A 19,089-nucleotide genomic window follows, 5' to 3' on the forward strand; every position below is an offset into this window, starting at 1 on the left:
TGCACTTGGCGGAAAAATTACGGTATCCTATGCAGGGGGGGGCCGAATTCAAATTTACCAGTGACAAAAAAACTCTTCAGGCCTCATATATCTCAGCAATCCGGTTCACAACAGAGAGCATATACCCGCCTTTAATAATATCAGTAATCTCTCCCGGCATCAGCCGGTCGATGCGGACATGAACCGTGAGAATACGGCGGATGGTCTCAGTCTCTGCAACGCAAAGACGGGACGGCTTATCAAAATACCCGGTCACCTCATCCGTCCAGCCCTGCCAGCGTGTGTTGATGAGCCAGTTATTGTCATAGAGCATCCGTACAAATTCGTTCACCGACGGGCAGGTTCCGGTTTCCTGAACCTCTTCCTCATGACTTTTCAGGATTGCTGCCCCGTCTAAAAGCTCCCGGTAGGCAAGCACTGCCTCAAAATTCTCAGGGCCGGGTGTCTCTGATTCACGGTGCATTCAGAAATGTGTGTACTGACCAGTGATAAATGGATTGAAAGTTCCCTCTCAAGCAGAAATGTGAAGACAAAAGATCCGTAAAAATGTATGCTGTCGATGGGATCCGAACCCACGACCTCCAGATGTCTCAGATAAAGCGCTCCGAAATTGCTCAAACCCTATGAGTCTGGCGCCCTAACCAACTAGGCCACGACAGCATGTAATTACGCACACAATGTGCACAATAAGGACGTCGCGTGTCGTATTAAATCTTCTGATATTGATTCGTATCGCCGGAGGGCTTGTTCTTCTGAAATGCCCTTTTGCCTCCTGTTTGTCAACTACCCACGACTGAAGTCGTGGGCTTCCTGTCTGTTTTCTCCGCGAATTCCTCCTCTCTTATGCAGGCGGGAGTTCACAATCTCATCCTGACAGATAAGCGCTAATCCGGATGATGACTAACCAGAACCTAAGCTAATCATGGATTTGAGATGGCCGGATATGCTCTCTGCAAACCCGATTATCTCCTTTCTGCACCCGGAGACTGTAGAATATCATTCCCGCAGCATCAGACGTAACATATTGTCAGGGTTTAGGAAGACGACCTCTGTACAATCAAATTCCTCAGGGTCATAGTAGTCATCCCCATACCATTCCGCCATCTCTTCATGTTCCTCGTGATCAGGATTGTTCATAATTTCAACAAACTCTTCGTATCCCTGAGTTGATCCTACATCATCAGGTGGAGAATTTTTTTTTCCTGCAATACAGCAGGGATATGTCCCGTCAGGTTCTTTTGGCAGAATTTTTTCCAGCAGGATCTGATGTTCCCAGTAATCCCCAAAATCATACAGATAATCGGCCCTTTTATTATCCATCGAAAAATATGCTGCTATTTTTGTATCCCATCCGCTTAGTACGTCTCTGTCATACTCTTCATCAGGGAACCCGATGTCATCGGCTACTCCGGTCTTTTGGTTGAAGATCCGGAATTCGTGGAGGTGATGTCCACCCCAGTCCATTGCACTCTGGATGGCAATACTGAGATCCCAGAACGTATACGTTTCCGGAACCTGGATTCTCCGCCAGATTCTCGGAGAGATCTCTTTCAGAGTAATTTTAAACTGATAGACTTGGCTGTAGTGTTTTATCATAGTGCATCACATGATATTTTTTTCCGGAAACTGATATATCTGTTCTGTACGGAATGTGACCCTCTATTGCTCCGGGAAAAAGCCATGCCCACCGGGCCCCTGACTGACTGGGGGGGAGGGCCTGATCAGTTACAGATGGAGAAGAGTCAAAGAAAGAGAGAATGAGGAATAACCCGGCAGAATTACTCTGCCCTGTTCCGGGTCTGTGATATATACACACTGACTGCAGCAGATATTGCCGCCGCTTCCTTGCCGTGGCGCAGTGAGTCTGCAAGGGTCTGCATGCGGGTCTCTTCTTCCCGGAGGTAGCGGCTGAGATTTTCCTTCATATGCTCTTCCTGCAGAAAATGTGTGTGCGTATTTCCCGCGATGAAGTGGCGGTTATTCATGATGGCATGGTGAAGCGGCAGAGTGGTCTGCACCCCGAGAATGACATACTCAAAGATCGCCCGCCGCATACGCTCGATGGATTCTTTTCTCGTACTTCCCCATCCGCAGAGTTTTGATATCATCGAGTCATACATCGGCGGAATCGAGTAGCCCATATGAATGCCGGAATCCACCCGGATACCGGGTCCTCCCGGAGAGCGGTAGCGCACAATCTTGCCCGGGTCTGCCTGGAAGTTATTCAGGGGGTCCTCCGCATTGATCCGGCACTCGATCGCATGACCGTTCAGTTTCACATCATCCTGTTCAAAAGGAAGCTCTTCACCTGCAGCGATGGCAATCTGCTGGCGTACCAGATCAACGCCTGTCACCATCTCGGTGACCGTGTGTTCGACCTGCAGGCGGGTGTTCATCTCCATGAAGTAATAGTCGCCGTCTGCGTAGAGGAACTCCACCGTACCTGCATTATAGTAGCCTGTGGCTTTCGTCACCTTCAGGGCTGATTCTGCCATCCGTTCACGGAGCTCATCTGTCATGATGGGGCAGGGTGCTTCCTCCACCAGTTTCTGGTGGCGCCGCTGGATGGAACATTCACGGTCAAAGAGGTGAACCTGATTGCCGGACTGGTCTGCAAGCACCTGAAACTCGATGTGACGCGGCTTGACCAGGTACTTCTCGATAAAGACCGTGGAGTCCCCGAATGCAGACGCTGCGATACGCATACCCTTCTCGATTGCTTCCTCAAGGCCTGCCTCGTTCTCCACAATCTGCATGCCGATACCACCACCCCCCGCTGACGCCTTGACAATCACCGGGTAGCCGATATTGGCAGAAATTTTCTTTGCATCGTCAAGGGTGGTGATCCCGTCCGGGGTATAGGGCAGCACCGGGACTCCTACCTCCTCCATCATGTGCTTGGAACCCAGTTTAGATCCCATTGCCTCGATGGAGCGCCAGGACGGGCCGATAAACGTCAGGTCCTCCTCCTCACACCGGTGGGCAAATCCGCTGTTTTCCGCAAGGAACCCGTATCCGGGATGAATTGCCTCAGCACCGCTCTTCTTTGCGATATCGACGATGCGCTCCTGATTCAGGTAACTCTTTGACGGGTGTGCCTCTCCGACGAGAAACGATTCATCGGCATACTTGACATGGAGGGAATGTTTGTCCGGTTCTGAATAGATGGCAACCGTCTCAATCCCCATCTCACGGCAGGCACGCATCACGCGGATTGCAATCTCTCCACGGTTTGCAACGAGCACTCTCTCGAAATATGTCATTCAATCACCAGCAGAACATCTCCGTTCTGGACCGCGTCACCAACATCCACATAGATGCTGGTGACCTTTCCATCTGTCGTTGAGACGATGGGGTTCTCCATCTTCATTGCCTCAAGGACGACAAGGGTCTCTCCTTTTTTTACCTCAGCGCCGATTCTGGTCTCTACTTTCAGGACCATGCCCTGGATATTTGATGTGAGCCCTCCTTTGATTGCAGTCCGGGGGATCTGTTTTGCTCCGGTGGATGCAGCATCCCTGACCTCGCCGCCATCTACCGAGATAATACGGACGGCGAAAATTTCACCGTCCACCTCGACGTCCATTGACGTGGGAATCACACCTGCCTGTGCAGCCCCGGCATCCACTTTTCGCGGTATTATTTCTGCGTCACGTTCGCCACGCAAAAACGACGGTGCAATCGCCGGATAGAGAATATAGGTGAGAATATCCTCATCCTTTGTAACAATGCCCTCTTCTCTGGCCTCTGCTGCCATTCTCTCATAGGCAGGTTCAAGGAGGTCCCCGGGCCTTCCGGTGAACGGTTCTTCATCGCCGATGATACGTGCACGAATCTCAGCTGATATGGTGCCCGGTGGTTTTCCATAGAGGCCAAGCACATAATCCTTGACTTCCTTGGTCACATTCGAGTAGCGTTCCCCGCCCATCAGGACATTGAGAACCGCCTGGGTCCCTACAATCTGGCTGGTGGGTGTGACAAGCGGCGGATACCCGAGGTCTTCCCGTACCCGCGGAATCTCCCTGTGGACTTCTTCAATCCGGTCAAGCGCATCCTGTTCCTTGAGCTGTGAGACCAGGTTTGATATCATGCCGCCCGGCAGCTGGTAGATGAGCACATCGCTGTCAACCCGTTCTGATATCGGGTTCACCAGTGTCTCGTATTTGTTCCGGATAGAGAGGCAGATGTCTCTTACCGGCCGGAGTTTCATCAGGTCAATGCCGGTGTCACGCGCTGTTCCTGCGAGGCTTGCCACAATACTCTCGGTCGGGGGTTGTGACGTGCCCATCGAAAACGGGGACATCGCGGTATCCAGGATATCAACACCTGCTTCAATTGCGGCCTGATAACTCATCGGTGATATGCCGCTTGTTGAATGGCTGTGGAGATCTACCGGGATGTCAATCTCCCGTTTAATCCCGGTGATCAGCCTGCGTGTTTCTTCCGGCATAATGAGGCCTGCCATGTCCTTGATGCAGATGGAGTCGCACTCGCGTGCATAGAGGTCCTGTGCCAGTTCAATGAAACCCTCGGTGGAGTGCACCGGGCTGGTGGTATATGATATTGTGCCCTGGAGGTGTGCACCGATATTTTTCACCGCTTCCATCGATTTTTCCATATTGCGGATATCATTGAGTGCGTCAAAAATCCGGAAGATATCGACGCCATTTCTGCCGGCGGCCTCCACGAACTTCTCCACTACATCGTCCGGATAGTGTCGGTATCCGACAAGATTCTGTCCACGCAGGAGCATCTGTATCGGCGTATTCGGAAGTCCTTCCTTTAAGGTGCGCAGGCGCTGCCACGGGTCATCGTTTAAGAACCGTATCGCGCTGTCAAATGTTGCCCCCCCCCAGGCTTCCACAGAGAAGAATCCGACGGAATCCATGGCATGCGCCAGTTCTGTCATGTCCTCTGTTTTGAGGCGGGTTGCAATCAAAGACTGGTGTGCATCCCTGAGGGTCGTGTCAGTAATTTTTACAGGATTAGCAGTAGTCATAAAACTCCTCTATGAGGCTGGATATTGATATTGTCGAGCCTTTATTAACTTGAGTTTAAATCTATAAATACCCAACGAATGATACGAAAACGGCGGCAATAATGAGGATTGAACTGAAAAAGGCGAAACAGTCTGTTTTGGAACGTTGAAATGAGGGAGAGAATGTCCCTCCCCCCTGGTATCCCCGTGTCGCAAGTACAAGCCCCTGTTCCCGTGCCCGGTGAATTTGCATGATCGTGAGGGTGAAGCCAAGGGGTATCAGGTCATAAACCGGTCCTCTGCTCCCTTTCAGCTTCAGGGCATTTCTGATGTCGCGGATGTCTTTTTCTATACGCCTGAGAGAGGAGATGGCCATCTCTGCGGTCAGCCCGAGGTCAAACCCGATGCGGTCACCGAAGGCCCAGACTGCGGTGTTCATCAAGTCTCCCTCCCGTCCGCGCCCGAATGCCCAGAATGCAATGAGGGTGATGACCGTCATCCTGAATCCATATGATATGCCGTCACCGCCGAATGCTTCGGTGAACCCTGCGACAAGAATGATGGCACCGAAAATAACTGCCGCGGCATATCTCCCCGGGAGGTTGCGTTCATTGCGTGCCACGACCACCCACCAGAGCGCCGCCAGCACAGCACCGAAGACTGAACTGAAGGCAGCACATGAGAGGAGGAGGGTTGCCCCGATTCTCAGGCGTGCATCCTGCATAAGGCCTCCGTTGCATCCTGTAACCTGATATTCTCCGGGCGTGCTCCCTCTTCAAGGGCACGGGTGAGATACTGCGGTGCTCCCTTCCATGCAGGGATCGCTTCCGGGACTCTCCCCCGGCAGACAAGTGCATTCCCCTCTATCTCCCAGATGACGTCTGCTGCCGGAAGGACTGCCTGTTCATGCGTGAAGATAATCGTGATCGGGTGTGTCTTTTCTTCGATTGCGGTGCAGACCCGTCTCTTCTCCATGCAGTCGAGTCCTGCAAAGGGTTCGTCCAGTATCACCGCATCCCATGGTGACCCGAGGAGGCAGGTCAGGTGCAGACGCTTAAGTTCTCCCCGTGACAGGGTGAGTGTCTTTCTGTCCTGCCTGCCGGTAAGGCCTGTCTTTTGGAGCGTCTCTGTGACCGGCAGATGCCATGACCTGATCTCGTCTTTGACGAGGAATCCCGTTACATGATACTCAGGAAACTGCATGGAGAGGCTGAGGCGTGATATGCCTTCGTGGGTGATTCGTCCGGATGCAGGTTCAAATATGCCGGCAAGGGCAGATGCAAGCGTTGTCTTCCCGCTTCCCACCGGTCCGGTGACCAGGTGCACACCCTGCCCAAAGACTCCGTCGGCAGAGAGTGTCCACTCCCCGTGCGAAAGGGAGAGCTGCTCTGCTTTCAGATGCATCCCGCAATTCTCCATAACGACGGGTACATCTCTGTCTCGGAGAGGTGGGAAAAGACCTCGTCAGGGGTGCCGACGTACAGGGGACGGCCGCCGGCAAAGTATACCACCCGGTCAGCACGGGCCGCGGTATCCATGTCCTGTGTGCACTGGAGAATGCAGGGTGCCGGCCGCCTGCGTATGATGGTTTCCAGTTTGCCTGCTGCGTTCCGGTCCAGGTGGGTATCTGTCTCATCAAGGATGAGTAATTCAGGAGAGAGGGCAAGGGCTGCGGCACAGGCAACCATGACCGTCTCTCCGCCGGATAGGGTGTGGCTGGTGCGGGAGCAGAGGTGCAGGATTTCCATCTCCGAGAGCACCGCACTGACAGCCGGTCCGATGGCGTCTGCCGGAGTTCTTTGGAACCGGAGGCCGGATGCCACTTCGTCAGCGACGGTCCGGAATACGAGGTTATTGTCAGGAACTTCGCCGACCCATCCGGTATGCACCGCACGCGGCTCTCTGCCGGATATGGTAAGAGTCCCATGGTGCGGGAGTTCAATGCCTGCACAGAGTTTCAGGAATGTGGTCTTTCCGCTGCCGTTTTTGCCGATGATGGCAGTATGTCCCGGTTCAATATGGAGGGATTTAATCTCCAGCGACCGGTGGTGCAGGTTTTGTGCATGAATCATATCAGATGCGTTCTCCGATAATAAACGCGGCAATCCCCTTAAGTGCATCTCCTGCAATGAATGGCACCACACCAAGCAGCACCGCCTGTGCCAGCGCCATGCCTGTTGAGTATGACATCCATGTGATGCCAAAGAGGTAGATGATGAGTGTGGCTGCAGCAATTCCCCCGGCACGGATTATTCTGTTCTCCTGTTCATAGGCAAGGCCTGCCACAAGGACTGCGGGGATAAATCCAATCAGGTAGCCACCGGTCGGACCCATGAGCACACCGATTCCCGCAAGGCCATTGTGAAATACCGGCATATTCAGCATTCCCAGGAGCAGGTATACAACAACAGGCAGGAGGGCATACCGTCCCATCACAACTGCCGCTAACAGAACAAAAAATGTCTGCAGGGTAACGGGTATCGGAGGGATGGGCAGGGATACCCAGCCGCCCACGGCGATCAGGGCTACAAATGCCGCCGTCAGGGATACCTGATAACTTAGTTTTTCGTCACCGTACATGTCAACTATGTATTATTCACTGGTTGACAAGAAAAAGATTCAGGCCGGGCTGCAGTCCCCGGAGAATATCCGCTCAACCTTGCCATTATCGCGCCGTACAATCAGGGCACCATATTCGTCGATGTCAATTGCCATACCTTCAAAGGATTTGCGGGGGGTTTTGATCTTCACCCGTTTGTCAAGTGTCAGTGAGAGGCTCTTCCATTCGCGCACAATGGAATCATATTCCCCCGCTTCAATCAGCCGTAACCGCCGTTCAAACTCACGCAGCAGGTATGCAAGGAATGCTGCCCGGTCAATGGGCTCGCCGTATTCTGTCTGGAGCGATGTGATGGGTGTCGCCAGATCCCCCGGAAGGGACTGTGGCGGAAGGTTTGCGTCGATGCCTATCCCCAGAATGCAGTGTTTGACGTCCTCTGCTTCCGCTGATATTTCAAGCAGTATCCCCGCCACTTTCCGGTCACCGATGTAGATGTCATTGGGCCACTTGATGAGGGCGCCTATCTGGTAGAGTTTCCGGATGGTCCGGACAAGCGCGATAGAACAGGCCATCGTCACCATAAAGACATGGTCGATAGGAATCTCCGGTTTCAGGATGATGGTCGTCCAGATACCTCCGGGAGGGGAGACCCAGCGACGTCCGAGACGACCAACGCCACCCGACTGCTCCTCTGCGACGATCACTGTCCCGTTCAGTTCCGCAGCAGATGTCTTTGCACAGAGTTCCTTTGCAATCAGGATGGTGGAAGGAACAGATGAGTAATACTCAATTCTCCGTCCAATGAAATCTGTCTTCAGGTGCCGCTTTATTTCGTATGGGACGAGCCTGTCTGTGCGCCTGTCCAGGCGATACCCTGCAGGCCGGGATGCATCTATTTCATACCCCAGTTCACGCAGTTCTTTGATATTTTTCCAGACTGCTGACCGTGTCACACCTGTCTTTTTACTGATCTCTTCACCGGAGATGGCTTCTCCGGATTCTTCAAGAATGCTGAGTATCTGGTTTGCGGTCGTATTCATAATGTCATCACTTCTTTGCGGCTACGGCTTCAGTGGGAAGGGGGCAGGGGTCTTTGCCGCAGACCTGTTTGAGAATTGTCGACTGGTGTTCCATAAGGGTCGCAAGGTCAAAGATGCCGGTGATGTCCACCAGCCCGATGGCAGCGATCACCTCCCCGTCGCTATTATGGACCGGGGCAACAACAACCGGTACGTTTGCATACACCCCGGTCTTCGGAATTGTTTTTATTAGGTGATTCTTTCTCATTGCCAGTTCAAGAACCGGCCCGGTATATGCATCATCAATCACCACGCCCTCCTCAACTCTCACTCCGGGATTGTTCAGGGACCGTGCGGTCACGGGCAGGCGGTTAATGATTTCATGGATTGCAAGGGCAACCCCGACAAGGTCGCCTGCATCTGAATCTGCGGAGATAATATAGCCACTCATGGAAAACACCTGAAGGTTCTGTACCAAAAAGATAGAATGACAGAATGTTAAAATAAGGTTTCGCTTTCACAGGTGCAAAAATGGCGCAAAAACCCGCGTGAGGGATATTCATGTATGGTTGCTACAACGACTGTCCCCTCTCCCACGGGGTAGGAGACCATGATGGCCTTCCCGTCATCGGTCTGTGCTAAGACATCACCTTCGGGGTTTTTGATGTAGCCGTCACAGTCGACTTCACTGGCATCAAAATCTTCAAGAATGGTTGTCAGGGGGCCTGCCCCGTCAACATGCACCGGGCTGCTGAAGTATTCGCTCACATACGTAACCGGGACCGGAAGCCAGTCATAGCGATCCGTTTCCGGCGACATTGCACCGAAGACAATGACACGGCCGCCCTTTTTCAGGAATTTGTTTATTCTCCCGGATGATGCCCTGAGTGCCGGGAGGAGACCGGAATAAGCTGTATTCCCGAACCCGGTCGGGATGATGAGGGATACCAGTCTTCCCCGGTAATACGGTGCCCCCATCATCTGCGGTGTGATCAGTTCACAGCTGATGCCGGTGTCTTCGATGTACCTGATAAATGGCACGGAACATTCCCATGCCAGTCCTGTTTTCTGTATCATCCTTTGATCACTCCGATGGGATTGAGGCGCGCAACCTTTGCTGATATGCCTGCTTCATGGACAACTCTTACCACCTCGCCTGACGGTTTGTAGGCATCAGGAGCTTCTTCTGCAATGGATCCGGCAGACGGTGCGAGAACCGTGATGCCGCGCCTCCCAAGGGACTCCTGAACACTCTCGCCTGTGGCCAGTTTCTTTGCCTGTGACCGTGAAAGGACCCGGCCCGCGCCATGGCAGGTGCTGCCGAATGTCTTCTCCATTGCACCCTCTGTTCCTTTCAGGAGATACGATGAACTCCCCATGCTTCCGGGAATAATGACCGGCTGACCAATCGTATTGCAGCCCGGTGGCAGGTCATGGGTGCCCGGCCCGAATGCCCGGGTCGCCCCCTTCCGGTGCACACAGAGCGTCGTGCGCTTCCCGTCCACCATGTGCTCCTCAATCTTTGCGACATTATGGGTTACATCATAGACCAGCGGCATCTCCTCAGCCGACAGGGAAAATGCCCGGGAGAACACCTGCCGTGTCAGATAAGTGATCACCTGGCGGTTGGCCCATGCATAGTTTGCAGCGCATGCCATTGCCGAAAGATACGCCTCTCCTTCGGGACTGGTCAGAGGCGCACAGGCGAGCTGTTTGTCTGCAAGAGGGATGTGGTATTTCTTTGACGCATCCTCCAAAGTCTTCAGGTGGTCGGTGCATATCTGATGACCCAGCCCCCGCGACCCGCAATGAATCATGATGCATATCTGCCCTGCCTCGATGCCGAATGCCCGGGCCGCCTCCGGATCAAAGATCTCCTCCACACACTGGATCTCAAGGAAGTGGTTGCCTGAACCAAGTGTGCCGCACTGTGGCCTGCCGCGTTTGCGCGCCTTCTGGCTGACATGTGATATGTCGGCCCCCTCGATGTGGCCCTGCTCCTCGCACCAGAGAAGGTCGTGGTCTGTGCCATAGCCTTCGTCGACAGCCCATCCGGCACCTTCTGTCATGATTCTGTTGAGGTCACGGTCTGATGCGGTGATGCAGCTTTTCGTCCCGATACCCGTTGGCACGGTTTTATAGAGTTCCTGCAGCACTGATTTTATCTGATTCAGGTCACTGCGATGCAGTGGGGTTGCTATAAGGCGCACGCCGCAGTTAATATCAAATCCGACCCCTCCGGGCGAGATGATTCCCTCGTCCATGGTGAAGGCTCCCACGCCCCCGATGGGAAACCCGTAGCCCCAGTGGATATCGGGCATTGCAAGGGAATGTCTGCAGATGCCAGGCAGTGTCGCGATATTTGCAAGCTGCCGCAATGCTCCTTCCTCCAGGGTTCCCATCAGCTGTTGTGAGAGATAAAACCGGCCTGGTACCCGCATGTCCGGAACGCTACCAATGGGAAGCTCCCATTCGTATTCTCCCCTCTGTATAATATTTTCCATCATTTTCTGCCACTCTTTCCTCTTTTTATACATCAAAGAGAACCAACGTAGACCATCCTTCGTCAGTCCTCATTATCTCCATTCCTGAGAGGGAGATTCCCTTCACTTCGGTTCCCCCCGCATGCGCCTCCCTGCGGAAGGGTTCCCCGAAGAGCTCTGCTGAAAGGCCTGAGGAAGTGAATGTAACTTCCGCCCGGCAGAGTGCCACACATTCAACCTCAGCGTAAAAAAGGATTTCTGATAGGAATTCATGAAGCAGGCGTTCCCCGTCCTCTTCGTGAAGAGTAAAATGAATCGTGACCTCTTCTTTTACGCAGGAAGGAAACATCACAGAAAAAAGAGCGTGTGCTGCTTCTTCAAAGAGTTCTGTCCTGGTTGCACCGCAGACATGCATCAGGACATCAGCCGTGTGTTCGCGTTCTGAAAATGGCATTGTTGTTTCCCTGAGGTCTTAGAGATAATCACAGTATGCAGGAATCATATCCATATCAATTCTGTCAAGGTACCTGGCCTGGTATATGGAGACGTAAATAATGTTGTCTCCGATATATATCTCATAATCTGATGGTTTCGGGGGTTTTACGGTGGTGGACAGGAGCACCGGTCCTCCGCAGGATGTACATACCCTGAAATCAATATTTCTCTGAAGAATATAGGATTTAACGTCATCAGAGACAACAATGTCGTGCCCGGCGGCGCAATTGTCATCAAAATTTTCCATATATCTTAACTGGTTGAATATCCGGGTAAAAATAGGTTTTGTTGAGGCAGCAAGGTCATACTGCCAGTATCAGTGTGCTGACCATGTCAGTATACTTGTCCCTGAGTGTATAGACACTGGTGGAATTGTCATTTATCTTCTGCACACTGAGAATTCCGATTCGTGACGCAACAGTCCCAATCATTGACGCAACGGACTGGAGACTGACAGTAAATTTTGTTTTCAGCTGTTCAAATGCCTCCGGGATGGTAACGGATCTGGATTTTATAAAGAGACTCAGGAGTTCATGCCGAATACCCGATGTGTCCCGTTTAAGGTAGCCTTTTAAACGGCGTTCTATCTCATGCTTCAGATCGGCCGCAGATCGCATACACGCTCTTTTGAACGAATGGTATTTAATTTTATCGAATTGATAGTGATTAATCATGATCAATTCTTTGTAACGGAGTTTAACAAAAATTATCCCCGAAATCTGCGTCATCCTTCTTATCATATCAACAAAAGATGGGAAATCCGGTTGACTTCAGCTACGTGAAGCATCATATTTAATCTCTTTATTTCCCAATATTTCTCTGTATGAAATTTCCAGCCTATGATATCAGTAGATATACGGTCAGGCAGCTGGTTGCCCTGCCGATCGCATTACTGATAATCTCACTTCTTTTCCTTGGGTTCAACACCCTCACGACAGGTATGCCTGTTGACCCGGGAATTGATTTTGCAGGAGGTGTTGCTGTGACGATACCGCCGACAGCAGATTCTCAGGCAGTTGTTGAGGGATACTTCTCTGAATACCCCCTTAAAAGTGTGGGGGAAGGGGTAAACGGAGGATATTATGTGGTCTTTGAGTATATGCCGGATGATGCATTTCTCTCCCTGTCTAAAGTGATCAATGAACATTATCCTGATGCAAAGGTTGATCAGATTGGAGAGACGTTTGGAAAGACCCTGCAGGCACAGGCACTCTGGGCGCTCCTCTTCTCGTTTATCGGGATGGCCATCGTCGTATTCATTGTCTTTAAAAACTTTGTTCCATCCATTGCTGTTGTAATCTCGGCATTCTCTGATATTGTCATCACAGCGGCACTCATGGACATAGTCGGCATTACACTCACGCTTGGCACGACTGCTGCCCTTCTGATGCTTATCGGTTACTCGGTAGACAGTGACATTCTGCTGACGACCCGTATCCTGAAACGGAAAGGAAAGTTTTCCGAGAAGATGCAGGGTGCATTTCGTACCGGGTTTACCATGACATCCACAACCATCAGTGCGATTGCCCTTATGTTCGTTGTCTCATGGATTGGGCAGATTGATATTATCCGTGAGATTTCAGCCGTCCTTTTACTCGGTCTGTTCGTTGACCTGATGAATACCTGGATGCTGAATGCAGGAATTTTAACCGGGTATGCAGGAGGTGACAAAAGATGAGTGATGATAATGACGGTGGTCTTCTCAAAACACTGAAAGACTGGCGTGTTGCTGTAATGCTCCTCCTGGTGGTATTCTCGGTTGTGAGCATCTATGTGATTCCACCGGGTATATCCAACGGGATGACCGGAAACCTTCAGCTCGGACTTGACCTTGAAGGCGGTTCGTGGATTCAGCTTTCATTCCAGTCAGAAGTTGTCCGGTTTGATACAGATGAAAACCCGGAGGTCTTTGCGGCACGCATCGGAGAGGCGCTGGATGCTGAGGTATTCCTCTTTGAAGAAGACCGGCTGGAGATACGTGCGCCGTTTACCCGTGAAGAACTGGAACCGGTCTTTGCAGAGAACGGGGGGTCCATTGTCACCTATGAAAACGGTGTCTCTAAGGATACTGCCGACCAGATTAAGCTGATCTTAGAGAATAAGGTCAATAATCTCGGGACAAAGGACGCACGCATCAATACGATTACCGGTCTCAACGGTGTGACCCAGTATATCAGGCTTGAGCTTGCTGGTGTTGATATCGCAACAGCACAGGAAATTGTTGGTGCGCAGGGTAAGTTTGAGATACGGATTCAGACCATCGGAAATGAGACTGAACATGTGCTCTACGGTGACTCAATCAAGAGTGTCTCCACACCGACACAGAGTCCGCCGGGCAGTGACATATGGGGAGTCGGTTTCACTCTCACTCAGGAGGGAGCCGCTGCATTCCGGGAGGCTGCAAATACCTATGGTGCGACGAGTAATCCGGATGCCCATGAGATAATGATGTTCTTAGATGATGAGACCGTCTACAGCGCAAGCCTGAATCCCCAGCTGGCAGCAGAACTGAAGACCGCCCCGGTCCGTGAACTTCGTGCAACGACCGGTGCCGGTGAGGAAGGGCTTGAAGATGCGAAGAAGCTTGAAATTCATCTGCGTGCCGGTGCACTTCCTGTTGATGTAGAGATTGCCGGGTCTGGTACAGTCTCTGCAAGTCTGGGCGAGCACTTCAAGGTAATGTCAGTTATTGCAGGCATTCTCGCCCTCATGGCTGTTGCTGCCACGGTATACTACTGGTATCGTGAACCGGCAATTGTGCTTCCGATGGTCGGAACGACCATCGCAGAAATAATTATTCTGCTGGGTATTGCCGTCTATCTGCAGCAGCTGGACCTTGCAAGTATTGCCGGTCTTATTGCAGTGCTTGGAACAGGTATTGATCAGCTGGTGGTCATTACCGATGAGGTCATCCATGAGGGTCGCGTCCCGTCACAGAATCTCTACATGAAACGGTTTAACCGTGCACTGGGTATTATCATGGTGGCGGCGTGTACCACGGTCATCGCGATGCTGCCGCTTGCGGTGATGGACCTTGCAAACCTGCGTGGATTTGCCATTATCACCATTATGGGTGTGCTGATTGGTGTGTTGATCACCCGGCCGGCCTATGGCAAGATCATTATGGCAATCCTTTCAAAAAAACCGGGTGACCACCGCTGAAATCTGCGGCCACCCATCACAATACTTATATTTCTCTCATCCTCACAAGTGCATGAGGTATTTTTATGGCAAAACCAGTATTGATGGATTTTTTCGCAGTATGGTGCGGACCATGCAAACTTCAGACTCCTGAACTTGAGAAACTCAAAGAGATGATGGGGGATGCGGTTGAGATAAAGAAGATTGATGTGGACGACAACCACGATCTTGCACAGAAATATGGGATTATGGTTGTGCCGACGCTTGTTATCGAGAAGGACGGGCAGGTAAAGGAGCGCCTGGAAGGCGTGACTCCGGCTGACACGCTCAGGCGTATGCTTGAACCCCTGACAGAATAATATGGTATGATTCCGGAAGAAGAGACGGCAGAACAGATTATAACCCATTTTAAGGGGTTATATGGCGATATTAAGTGGTGGCCGGGCGACCCTGAAGAGGTGATGATTGGTGCCGTTTTGACCCAGCAGACCCGATGGGATAATGTTGAGACTGCACTAAAACGTCTGCGCGAAGCTGGCATCTGTTCTTTCCGGGGAATAGAAGGGGCCTCTGACCATGCCATTGAGGACGCGATTTACTCTACCGGATTTTACCGGATAAAGCGCGAGCGGCTGAAATGTCTGTCATCCACGGTTCTCTCCTGCGGCGGAATGAAATCCCTGGAGGAGTATCCGACTCCACGCCTGCGTGCCTTTTTTCTTGCGATAAAGGGAGTCGGCCCGGAGACTGCGGATAGTATTCTCTGTTACGGATTCAGCCGTCCGGTCTTTGTTATTGATGCCTATACCCACCGGATCTGTGCCTGTGCCAACATCTCCCGGAGAGGTGCTGATCTGCAGGCACTTTTCCAGAGTCTGCTGCCAGAAGAACACCGGGCCCACCGGCAGTGCCATGCCTGGTTTGTTGAATATGCTAAAAATTACTGTGTAAAAAAGAGGTGTGAAGAATGCATGATACTGAATTTCTGAATATAGGTACCCGGCTCCACCAGGAAGGACTGGTGACATCGGTCTTCGGGAATCTCTCCCGGCGTGTGGAAGGCGGATTTGAAATAACCCCGACAGGTTCGTTTCTGGATGCCCCTGCCCGGCTGGTCTTTGTCTCGGATGAGGGTGTTGCAGGTGCAGGTGCATCCAGTGAATACCGTGTTCACCTGCAGGTCTACCGGGGAACAGATGCAGCGGCCATTGTCCATGCCCATCCACCGTATGCTGTGGCGCTCTCGCTTGCCTGTGACACCATTGTTCCGGTTGACAGTGAGGGGAAGATGCTCCTGCCGGAGATTCCGGTCGTTGACGGGGAACCGGGGACAGAGACACTTGCAGAGAATATTGCAGCCGCGCTGGTCTCTTCCCCTCTCGTCATTGCACGGGGTCATGGAACCTTTGCGCGGGCAGAAACGCTCGTGGATGCATATATTCTGACGGCCGTTGCCGAGCATGCCGCACGGATACTGTCTATTGCGGCGGCTTCTGATATTTAATGCTCTGAATTTCGCGCCTGAGCTCCTGCTGGTTTGCAAGCATGATGTCGCTCAGGATGCCAAACATAAAGACCTGAATGCCTCCCATGATGAGAAGGGCCGTGAGGATGGTGAGCGGCAGGTGCTCGATACCGTTCAGCCATTCATATACGACATAGATACCTGTCAGTGCACCCAGAATGCTGATGACACCGCCGATCATGCCAAAATAAAACATCGGGTTGCTGCGTTTTGCAAGGCGGTAAAGGGTTGATATTATTTTTGCCCCGTCATGGAATGGCCGGAGTTTTGTAGCTGTCCCAGGCCGTTTCACATAATGAACGGGGACCACCTGTATCTTCTGCTGGTTGCGGATGGACTCGGATGCAATCTCGGTCTCGATTCCAAATCCCTCTTCTCTGAGGTGCATCTGCCGGATGCTTTCAAGCGTGAATGCCCGGTATCCGGAGAGGATGTCGGCCAGATAGCGGCCATGGGCCATCCGGAAGAGATCATTTATGACCTTATTGCCAAAGAGATTGAGGCGTGAGAGTGCATCTTTATCCGGAAACTCAAGCCGGTTTCCGATGACATGGTCACACCCCGCAAAGAGGGGTTCCAGCATCAGTTCCGCATCTTCCGGGAGATAGGTCATATCCCCGTCCAGCATCAGGATGTACGGAAACCGGAAGTGTTCAATGCTCTCGATGATCGCATTTCCCTTGCCGCGTGACTGCTGAAGCATCACTTCAGCACCGGCTTTTTCTGCAATCTCTGCAGTCCTGTCGCTACTGTTCCCGTCCATTACAAAAATATGGGAATACCCCCGTTCCCTGAACCGGGATATGAGTTCTCCGATTGTCGGCTCCTCGTTAAGGGTCGGAATAAAGATACAGACCTGACTGCGGTCGATAACCATTGTATATAGATTTTGTCTCCACTCTGTTATAGACTTGAAGGTTCCTGCGGTGCATATCTGCAACAGATCAGTGGTTATGTCCCTGGTGTTTCAGTTCCTCTGATTTTCTGATGGAACACTCTTCGCACCTGAACTCCGGTTCCGGATCATCTGAGCGGTCATAGGACTCTGCCCTGACCAGCCGGTATCCCCGTGTTACTTTTCCGCAGTCAACACAGCTGATATTCTCCTTTACTTCCCACTGCGCATCCAGAGTATCTGATGTGAAGATGAAACGGTCAACCCAGAAGAACATGAGGCCGCCAATCAGGTTTGCCACAATTGCCGCTATAAGGGCACCCATCGATGCAAGTATGATGCCCACTCCTGCAAGAATTGGCGTGGATAACTGCCATCTGACGAGGTAGAGTCCATACCGTTTGAGGTTTACCTTCATTGCGCAAATTTTGTTGCTGAATGTATATGAACCTCTTTTTTGAGGAAAGGTTATGCTTCCATGGAATCCCGTGAAATCACGGTATCGGTTGCTGTTTCGATAATGTCGACCCTGATGATGTCCCCCGGATGAATGAACCTGTCTGACAGGTCCATTCCCAGCATCTGGTTATAGTTCCATAGGTCACCGGACCCACCCTGTCCCCAGAGTAATTTTGCTCCGTAATGGACAGTAGAAGTGAATTCATGGGTGTTTAGTGTCTCAATGGTGCAGGGGAGTAGCTCACCGTTGCGGTATATCTTTGCGGAGAGCTCCCTGTTCTTAAAATCTTTTTTGACAATATTTCTCAGTAAGATCCGACTTTCAAAAGTCGGTGATATACTCTTGATGGAGGTGATGCTGAATATGACCGGGGGTTCGGTGTATTGTTCGGTGTATTCCCAGTCAAGTTCAGGCATATGGACAGACTGCAGGATAATGATGGCGGCGATTACCATGATGATCACCATCAGCAGGTGTCCTGTCACCTCCGATACTGCACGCTCACTCTCATCGGCCATGCTGTGATCAAAGAAAAAATAAGGAGATAAATGTTTCTATTTATCTTCGTAGTCCTCGAGAGCGAGCTGGTACATCCAGTCGAGGAGCATGGGGCAGACAAGCACTTTGCACTCTTCTTCACAGCAGATGCAGGGAAGGAGTTCTCCGCCTGCAATCAGAAGCGCCGGGTCAACTGCAGGTCTTTTTGCTTTCAGGAGGTAGGTCCTCTGGCCTTCTCTCCGGTATTCAATCCGTTCAACTTTCCCGTCGTCAAGGAGCCCTTTCAGGACACGCGAGCATTTCCTGCTGTCGATTTCGAGCAGTTTCCAGAGTTCACTCTGGAGTACTCCCTCCGGATGCGACTGAATTTCTCTGAGTGCTTTTTCTGCAAGGTCTGTCATATTACTAAGCCTTTCTAAAGGACTGGTGCAATTGTCAAAATGTTGCTTCCCCTGATAACAACAGTTCCCAGTGTCCTTCCTCTCTGGCCGTTTGTATATTCACTCGTCTGGTCCATCTGTATATTCAGGTGCTCGTCCACTGCAACAAGCCGCCCATGAAGCATCCGCTGATCGTCTTTAATTTCAACAGTAATCTGAGAATCCACGAGAGCGAATACTTTCTTGATCGGGAGGACAATACTGTTTACCATCTTCATTTAAGTGGGGTTATAATATAGTTAAACTTTTCTTTGGACTATATGTGTGTGACAGGATGGGAGAGATCTCTTCCTGCCGCGTGTGGTTGTTGAGAGATGTATTTAACTATCCTCTTTCATGCAGGAATCTGCTGCATCAATGAGACTTTTGCTTCCCACGTAAATCGGCGTGCGGTGATCCGGTTTTTTTGGCATAACCGTAAGGAGATCCTGTGTACCGTCACTGATTGCTCCGCCTGCCTGTTTTGCGATGAAACCGATGGGGTTTGCCTCAAAGACCAGCCGGAGTTTTCCTTCGGGTTTTCCCCGGGCTGCCGGGTAGCAGTAGATTCCGCCGTATGTCAGGATCTGGTGGAAATCGGCGACAAATGAACAGG

The 19,089-nt window shown here is 51.6% G+C and carries 25 protein-coding genes, 1 tRNA gene and 1 pseudogene; 5 read left to right on the plus strand and 22 right to left on the minus strand.

From position 1 onward, the window contains the following. Window positions 1-76 precede the first annotated feature (76 nt). The 16 genes from MKMG_RS06725 to MKMG_RS06800 all read right to left on the minus strand — a co-directional run bounded on the left by MKMG_RS06725 (window position 77) and on the right by MKMG_RS06800 (window position 12,152). Entirely contained in the window at window positions 77-463 is a 387-nt protein-coding gene (locus tag MKMG_RS06725; RefSeq protein ID WP_165076794.1) for a DUF6508 domain-containing protein, read from the minus strand. Window positions 464-551: 88 nt separating this feature from the next. Then, window positions 552-660: transfer RNA gene (locus MKMG_RS06730), tRNA-Met, on the minus strand. Window positions 661-996: 336 nt separating this feature from the next. Beyond that, window positions 997-1,596, minus strand: coding sequence for a plasmid pRiA4b ORF-3 family protein (locus MKMG_RS06735; RefSeq protein WP_165076796.1), 600 nt, complete (start codon window positions 1,594-1,596; stop codon window positions 997-999). A 182-nt stretch (window positions 1,597-1,778) separates the two neighbouring features. After that, entirely contained in the window at window positions 1,779-3,263 is a 1,485-nt protein-coding gene (locus tag MKMG_RS06740) for an acetyl-CoA carboxylase biotin carboxylase subunit (RefSeq protein ID WP_165076797.1), read from the minus strand. Beyond that, on the minus strand, window positions 3,260-4,999 hold the full coding sequence (locus MKMG_RS06745) for a pyruvate/oxaloacetate carboxyltransferase (protein WP_165076799.1): 1,740 nt from the start codon (window positions 4,997-4,999) through the stop codon (window positions 3,260-3,262). The genes MKMG_RS06740 and MKMG_RS06745 overlap by 4 nt, the downstream gene beginning before the upstream one ends. 61 nt (window positions 5,000-5,060) lie before the next feature. Then, window positions 5,061-5,702 carry a hypothetical protein gene (locus MKMG_RS06750; RefSeq protein ID WP_165076801.1) on the minus strand — a complete coding sequence of 214 codons (642 nt, stop codon included), beginning with the start codon at window positions 5,700-5,702 and terminating at the stop codon, window positions 5,061-5,063. Continuing rightward, window positions 5,684-6,382, minus strand: coding sequence for an ATP-binding cassette domain-containing protein (locus MKMG_RS06755; RefSeq protein WP_165076802.1), 699 nt, complete (start codon window positions 6,380-6,382; stop codon window positions 5,684-5,686). The genes MKMG_RS06750 and MKMG_RS06755 overlap by 19 nt, the downstream gene beginning before the upstream one ends. Continuing rightward, a complete protein-coding gene (locus tag MKMG_RS06760; protein WP_165076804.1) occupies window positions 6,373-7,050 on the minus strand; it encodes an energy-coupling factor ABC transporter ATP-binding protein in 678 nt (225 codons plus the stop codon). The genes MKMG_RS06755 and MKMG_RS06760 overlap by 10 nt, the downstream gene beginning before the upstream one ends. Before the next feature lies 1 nt (window position 7,051). Then, window positions 7,052-7,558: a biotin transporter BioY gene (locus MKMG_RS06765; protein WP_165076806.1), complete on the minus strand. Its 507-nt coding sequence runs from the start codon at window positions 7,556-7,558 to the stop codon at window positions 7,052-7,054. A 39-nt stretch (window positions 7,559-7,597) separates the two neighbouring features. Beyond that, a complete protein-coding gene (locus MKMG_RS06770; protein ID WP_165076808.1) occupies window positions 7,598-8,578 on the minus strand; it encodes a biotin--[acetyl-CoA-carboxylase] ligase in 981 nt (326 codons plus the stop codon). Window positions 8,579-8,585: 7 nt separating this feature from the next. Further along, window positions 8,586-9,008 (minus strand): DUF2111 domain-containing protein, encoded by a 423-nt coding sequence (locus MKMG_RS06775; protein ID WP_165076810.1) that lies wholly within the window; start codon window positions 9,006-9,008, stop codon window positions 8,586-8,588. Window positions 9,009-9,055: 47 nt separating this feature from the next. Beyond that, on the minus strand, window positions 9,056-9,634 hold the full coding sequence (locus MKMG_RS06780; protein WP_165076811.1) for a hypothetical protein: 579 nt from the start codon (window positions 9,632-9,634) through the stop codon (window positions 9,056-9,058). Then, window positions 9,631-11,064 carry an RtcB family protein gene (locus tag MKMG_RS06785; protein ID WP_165076813.1) on the minus strand — a complete coding sequence of 478 codons (1,434 nt, stop codon included), beginning with the start codon at window positions 11,062-11,064 and terminating at the stop codon, window positions 9,631-9,633. The genes MKMG_RS06780 and MKMG_RS06785 overlap by 4 nt, the downstream gene beginning before the upstream one ends. A 22-nt stretch (window positions 11,065-11,086) precedes the next feature. Further along, window positions 11,087-11,494: an archease gene (locus MKMG_RS06790; protein WP_165076815.1), complete on the minus strand. Its 408-nt coding sequence runs from the start codon at window positions 11,492-11,494 to the stop codon at window positions 11,087-11,089. A gap of 18 nt (window positions 11,495-11,512) precedes the next feature. Continuing rightward, the gene (locus MKMG_RS06795; RefSeq protein ID WP_165076817.1) at window positions 11,513-11,782 is read right to left on the minus strand and encodes a hypothetical protein; all 270 of its coding nucleotides are present in this window, start codon (window positions 11,780-11,782) and stop codon (window positions 11,513-11,515) included. A 55-nt stretch (window positions 11,783-11,837) separates the two neighbouring features. Then, the gene (locus MKMG_RS06800) at window positions 11,838-12,152 is read right to left on the minus strand and encodes a DUF2551 domain-containing protein (RefSeq protein ID WP_165076819.1); all 315 of its coding nucleotides are present in this window, start codon (window positions 12,150-12,152) and stop codon (window positions 11,838-11,840) included. A gap of 206 nt (window positions 12,153-12,358) precedes the next feature. On the opposite strand from MKMG_RS06800, the gene MKMG_RS06805 reads away from it, so the two are divergent. The 5 genes from MKMG_RS06805 to MKMG_RS06825 all read left to right on the plus strand — a co-directional run bounded on the left by MKMG_RS06805 (window position 12,359) and on the right by MKMG_RS06825 (window position 16,180). Next, complete coding sequence (locus tag MKMG_RS06805) at window positions 12,359-13,213, plus strand: protein translocase subunit SecF (RefSeq protein WP_165076820.1); 855 nt, start codon at window positions 12,359-12,361, stop codon at window positions 13,211-13,213. Next, window positions 13,210-14,697, plus strand: a complete 1,488-nt coding sequence (locus tag MKMG_RS06810; protein WP_165076821.1) for a preprotein translocase subunit SecD — start codon at window positions 13,210-13,212, stop codon at window positions 14,695-14,697. Before MKMG_RS06805 ends, MKMG_RS06810 begins: the two co-directional genes overlap by 4 nt. A 65-nt stretch (window positions 14,698-14,762) precedes the next feature. Beyond that, on the plus strand, window positions 14,763-15,035 hold the full coding sequence (gene trxA / locus MKMG_RS06815; protein ID WP_165076823.1) for a thioredoxin: 273 nt from the start codon (window positions 14,763-14,765) through the stop codon (window positions 15,033-15,035). Window positions 15,036-15,041: 6 nt separating this feature from the next. After that, window positions 15,042-15,665 (plus strand): endonuclease III domain-containing protein, encoded by a 624-nt coding sequence (locus MKMG_RS06820; protein WP_165076824.1) that lies wholly within the window; start codon window positions 15,042-15,044, stop codon window positions 15,663-15,665. Then, a complete protein-coding gene (locus MKMG_RS06825; protein ID WP_165076826.1) occupies window positions 15,644-16,180 on the plus strand; it encodes a class II aldolase/adducin family protein in 537 nt (178 codons plus the stop codon). Before MKMG_RS06820 ends, MKMG_RS06825 begins: the two co-directional genes overlap by 22 nt. On the opposite strand, the gene aglJ is transcribed toward MKMG_RS06825, so the two are convergent. The 6 genes and pseudogenes from aglJ to MKMG_RS06855 all read right to left on the minus strand — a co-directional run. After that, complete coding sequence (gene aglJ, locus MKMG_RS06830; protein WP_165076827.1) at window positions 16,155-17,078, minus strand: S-layer glycoprotein N-glycosyltransferase AglJ; 924 nt, start codon at window positions 17,076-17,078, stop codon at window positions 16,155-16,157. The two genes, MKMG_RS06825 and aglJ, sit on opposite strands and share 26 nt — an antisense overlap. 67 nt (window positions 17,079-17,145) lie before the next feature. Beyond that, complete coding sequence (locus tag MKMG_RS06835) at window positions 17,146-17,514, minus strand: hypothetical protein (RefSeq protein ID WP_165076828.1); 369 nt, start codon at window positions 17,512-17,514, stop codon at window positions 17,146-17,148. A 50-nt stretch (window positions 17,515-17,564) separates the two neighbouring features. After that, window positions 17,565-18,074 (minus strand): hypothetical protein, encoded by a 510-nt coding sequence (locus MKMG_RS06840; RefSeq protein ID WP_165076829.1) that lies wholly within the window; start codon window positions 18,072-18,074, stop codon window positions 17,565-17,567. Between the two features lie 36 nt (window positions 18,075-18,110). After that, window positions 18,111-18,455, minus strand: a complete 345-nt coding sequence (locus MKMG_RS06845) for an Lrp/AsnC family transcriptional regulator (protein WP_165076830.1) — start codon at window positions 18,453-18,455, stop codon at window positions 18,111-18,113. A gap of 14 nt (window positions 18,456-18,469) precedes the next feature. After that, the gene (locus MKMG_RS06850; protein ID WP_165076831.1) at window positions 18,470-18,706 is read right to left on the minus strand and encodes an LSM domain-containing protein; all 237 of its coding nucleotides are present in this window, start codon (window positions 18,704-18,706) and stop codon (window positions 18,470-18,472) included. 108 nt (window positions 18,707-18,814) lie between these two features. Beyond that, window positions 18,815-19,089: pseudogene (locus MKMG_RS06855) on the minus strand (fructose-1,6-bisphosphatase); the annotation flags it as partial.

Origin of the sequence: Methanogenium sp. MK-MG (assembly GCF_009914725.1) — an archaeon.
Classification (GTDB): domain Archaea; phylum Halobacteriota; class Methanomicrobia; order Methanomicrobiales; family Methanomicrobiaceae; genus Methanogenium.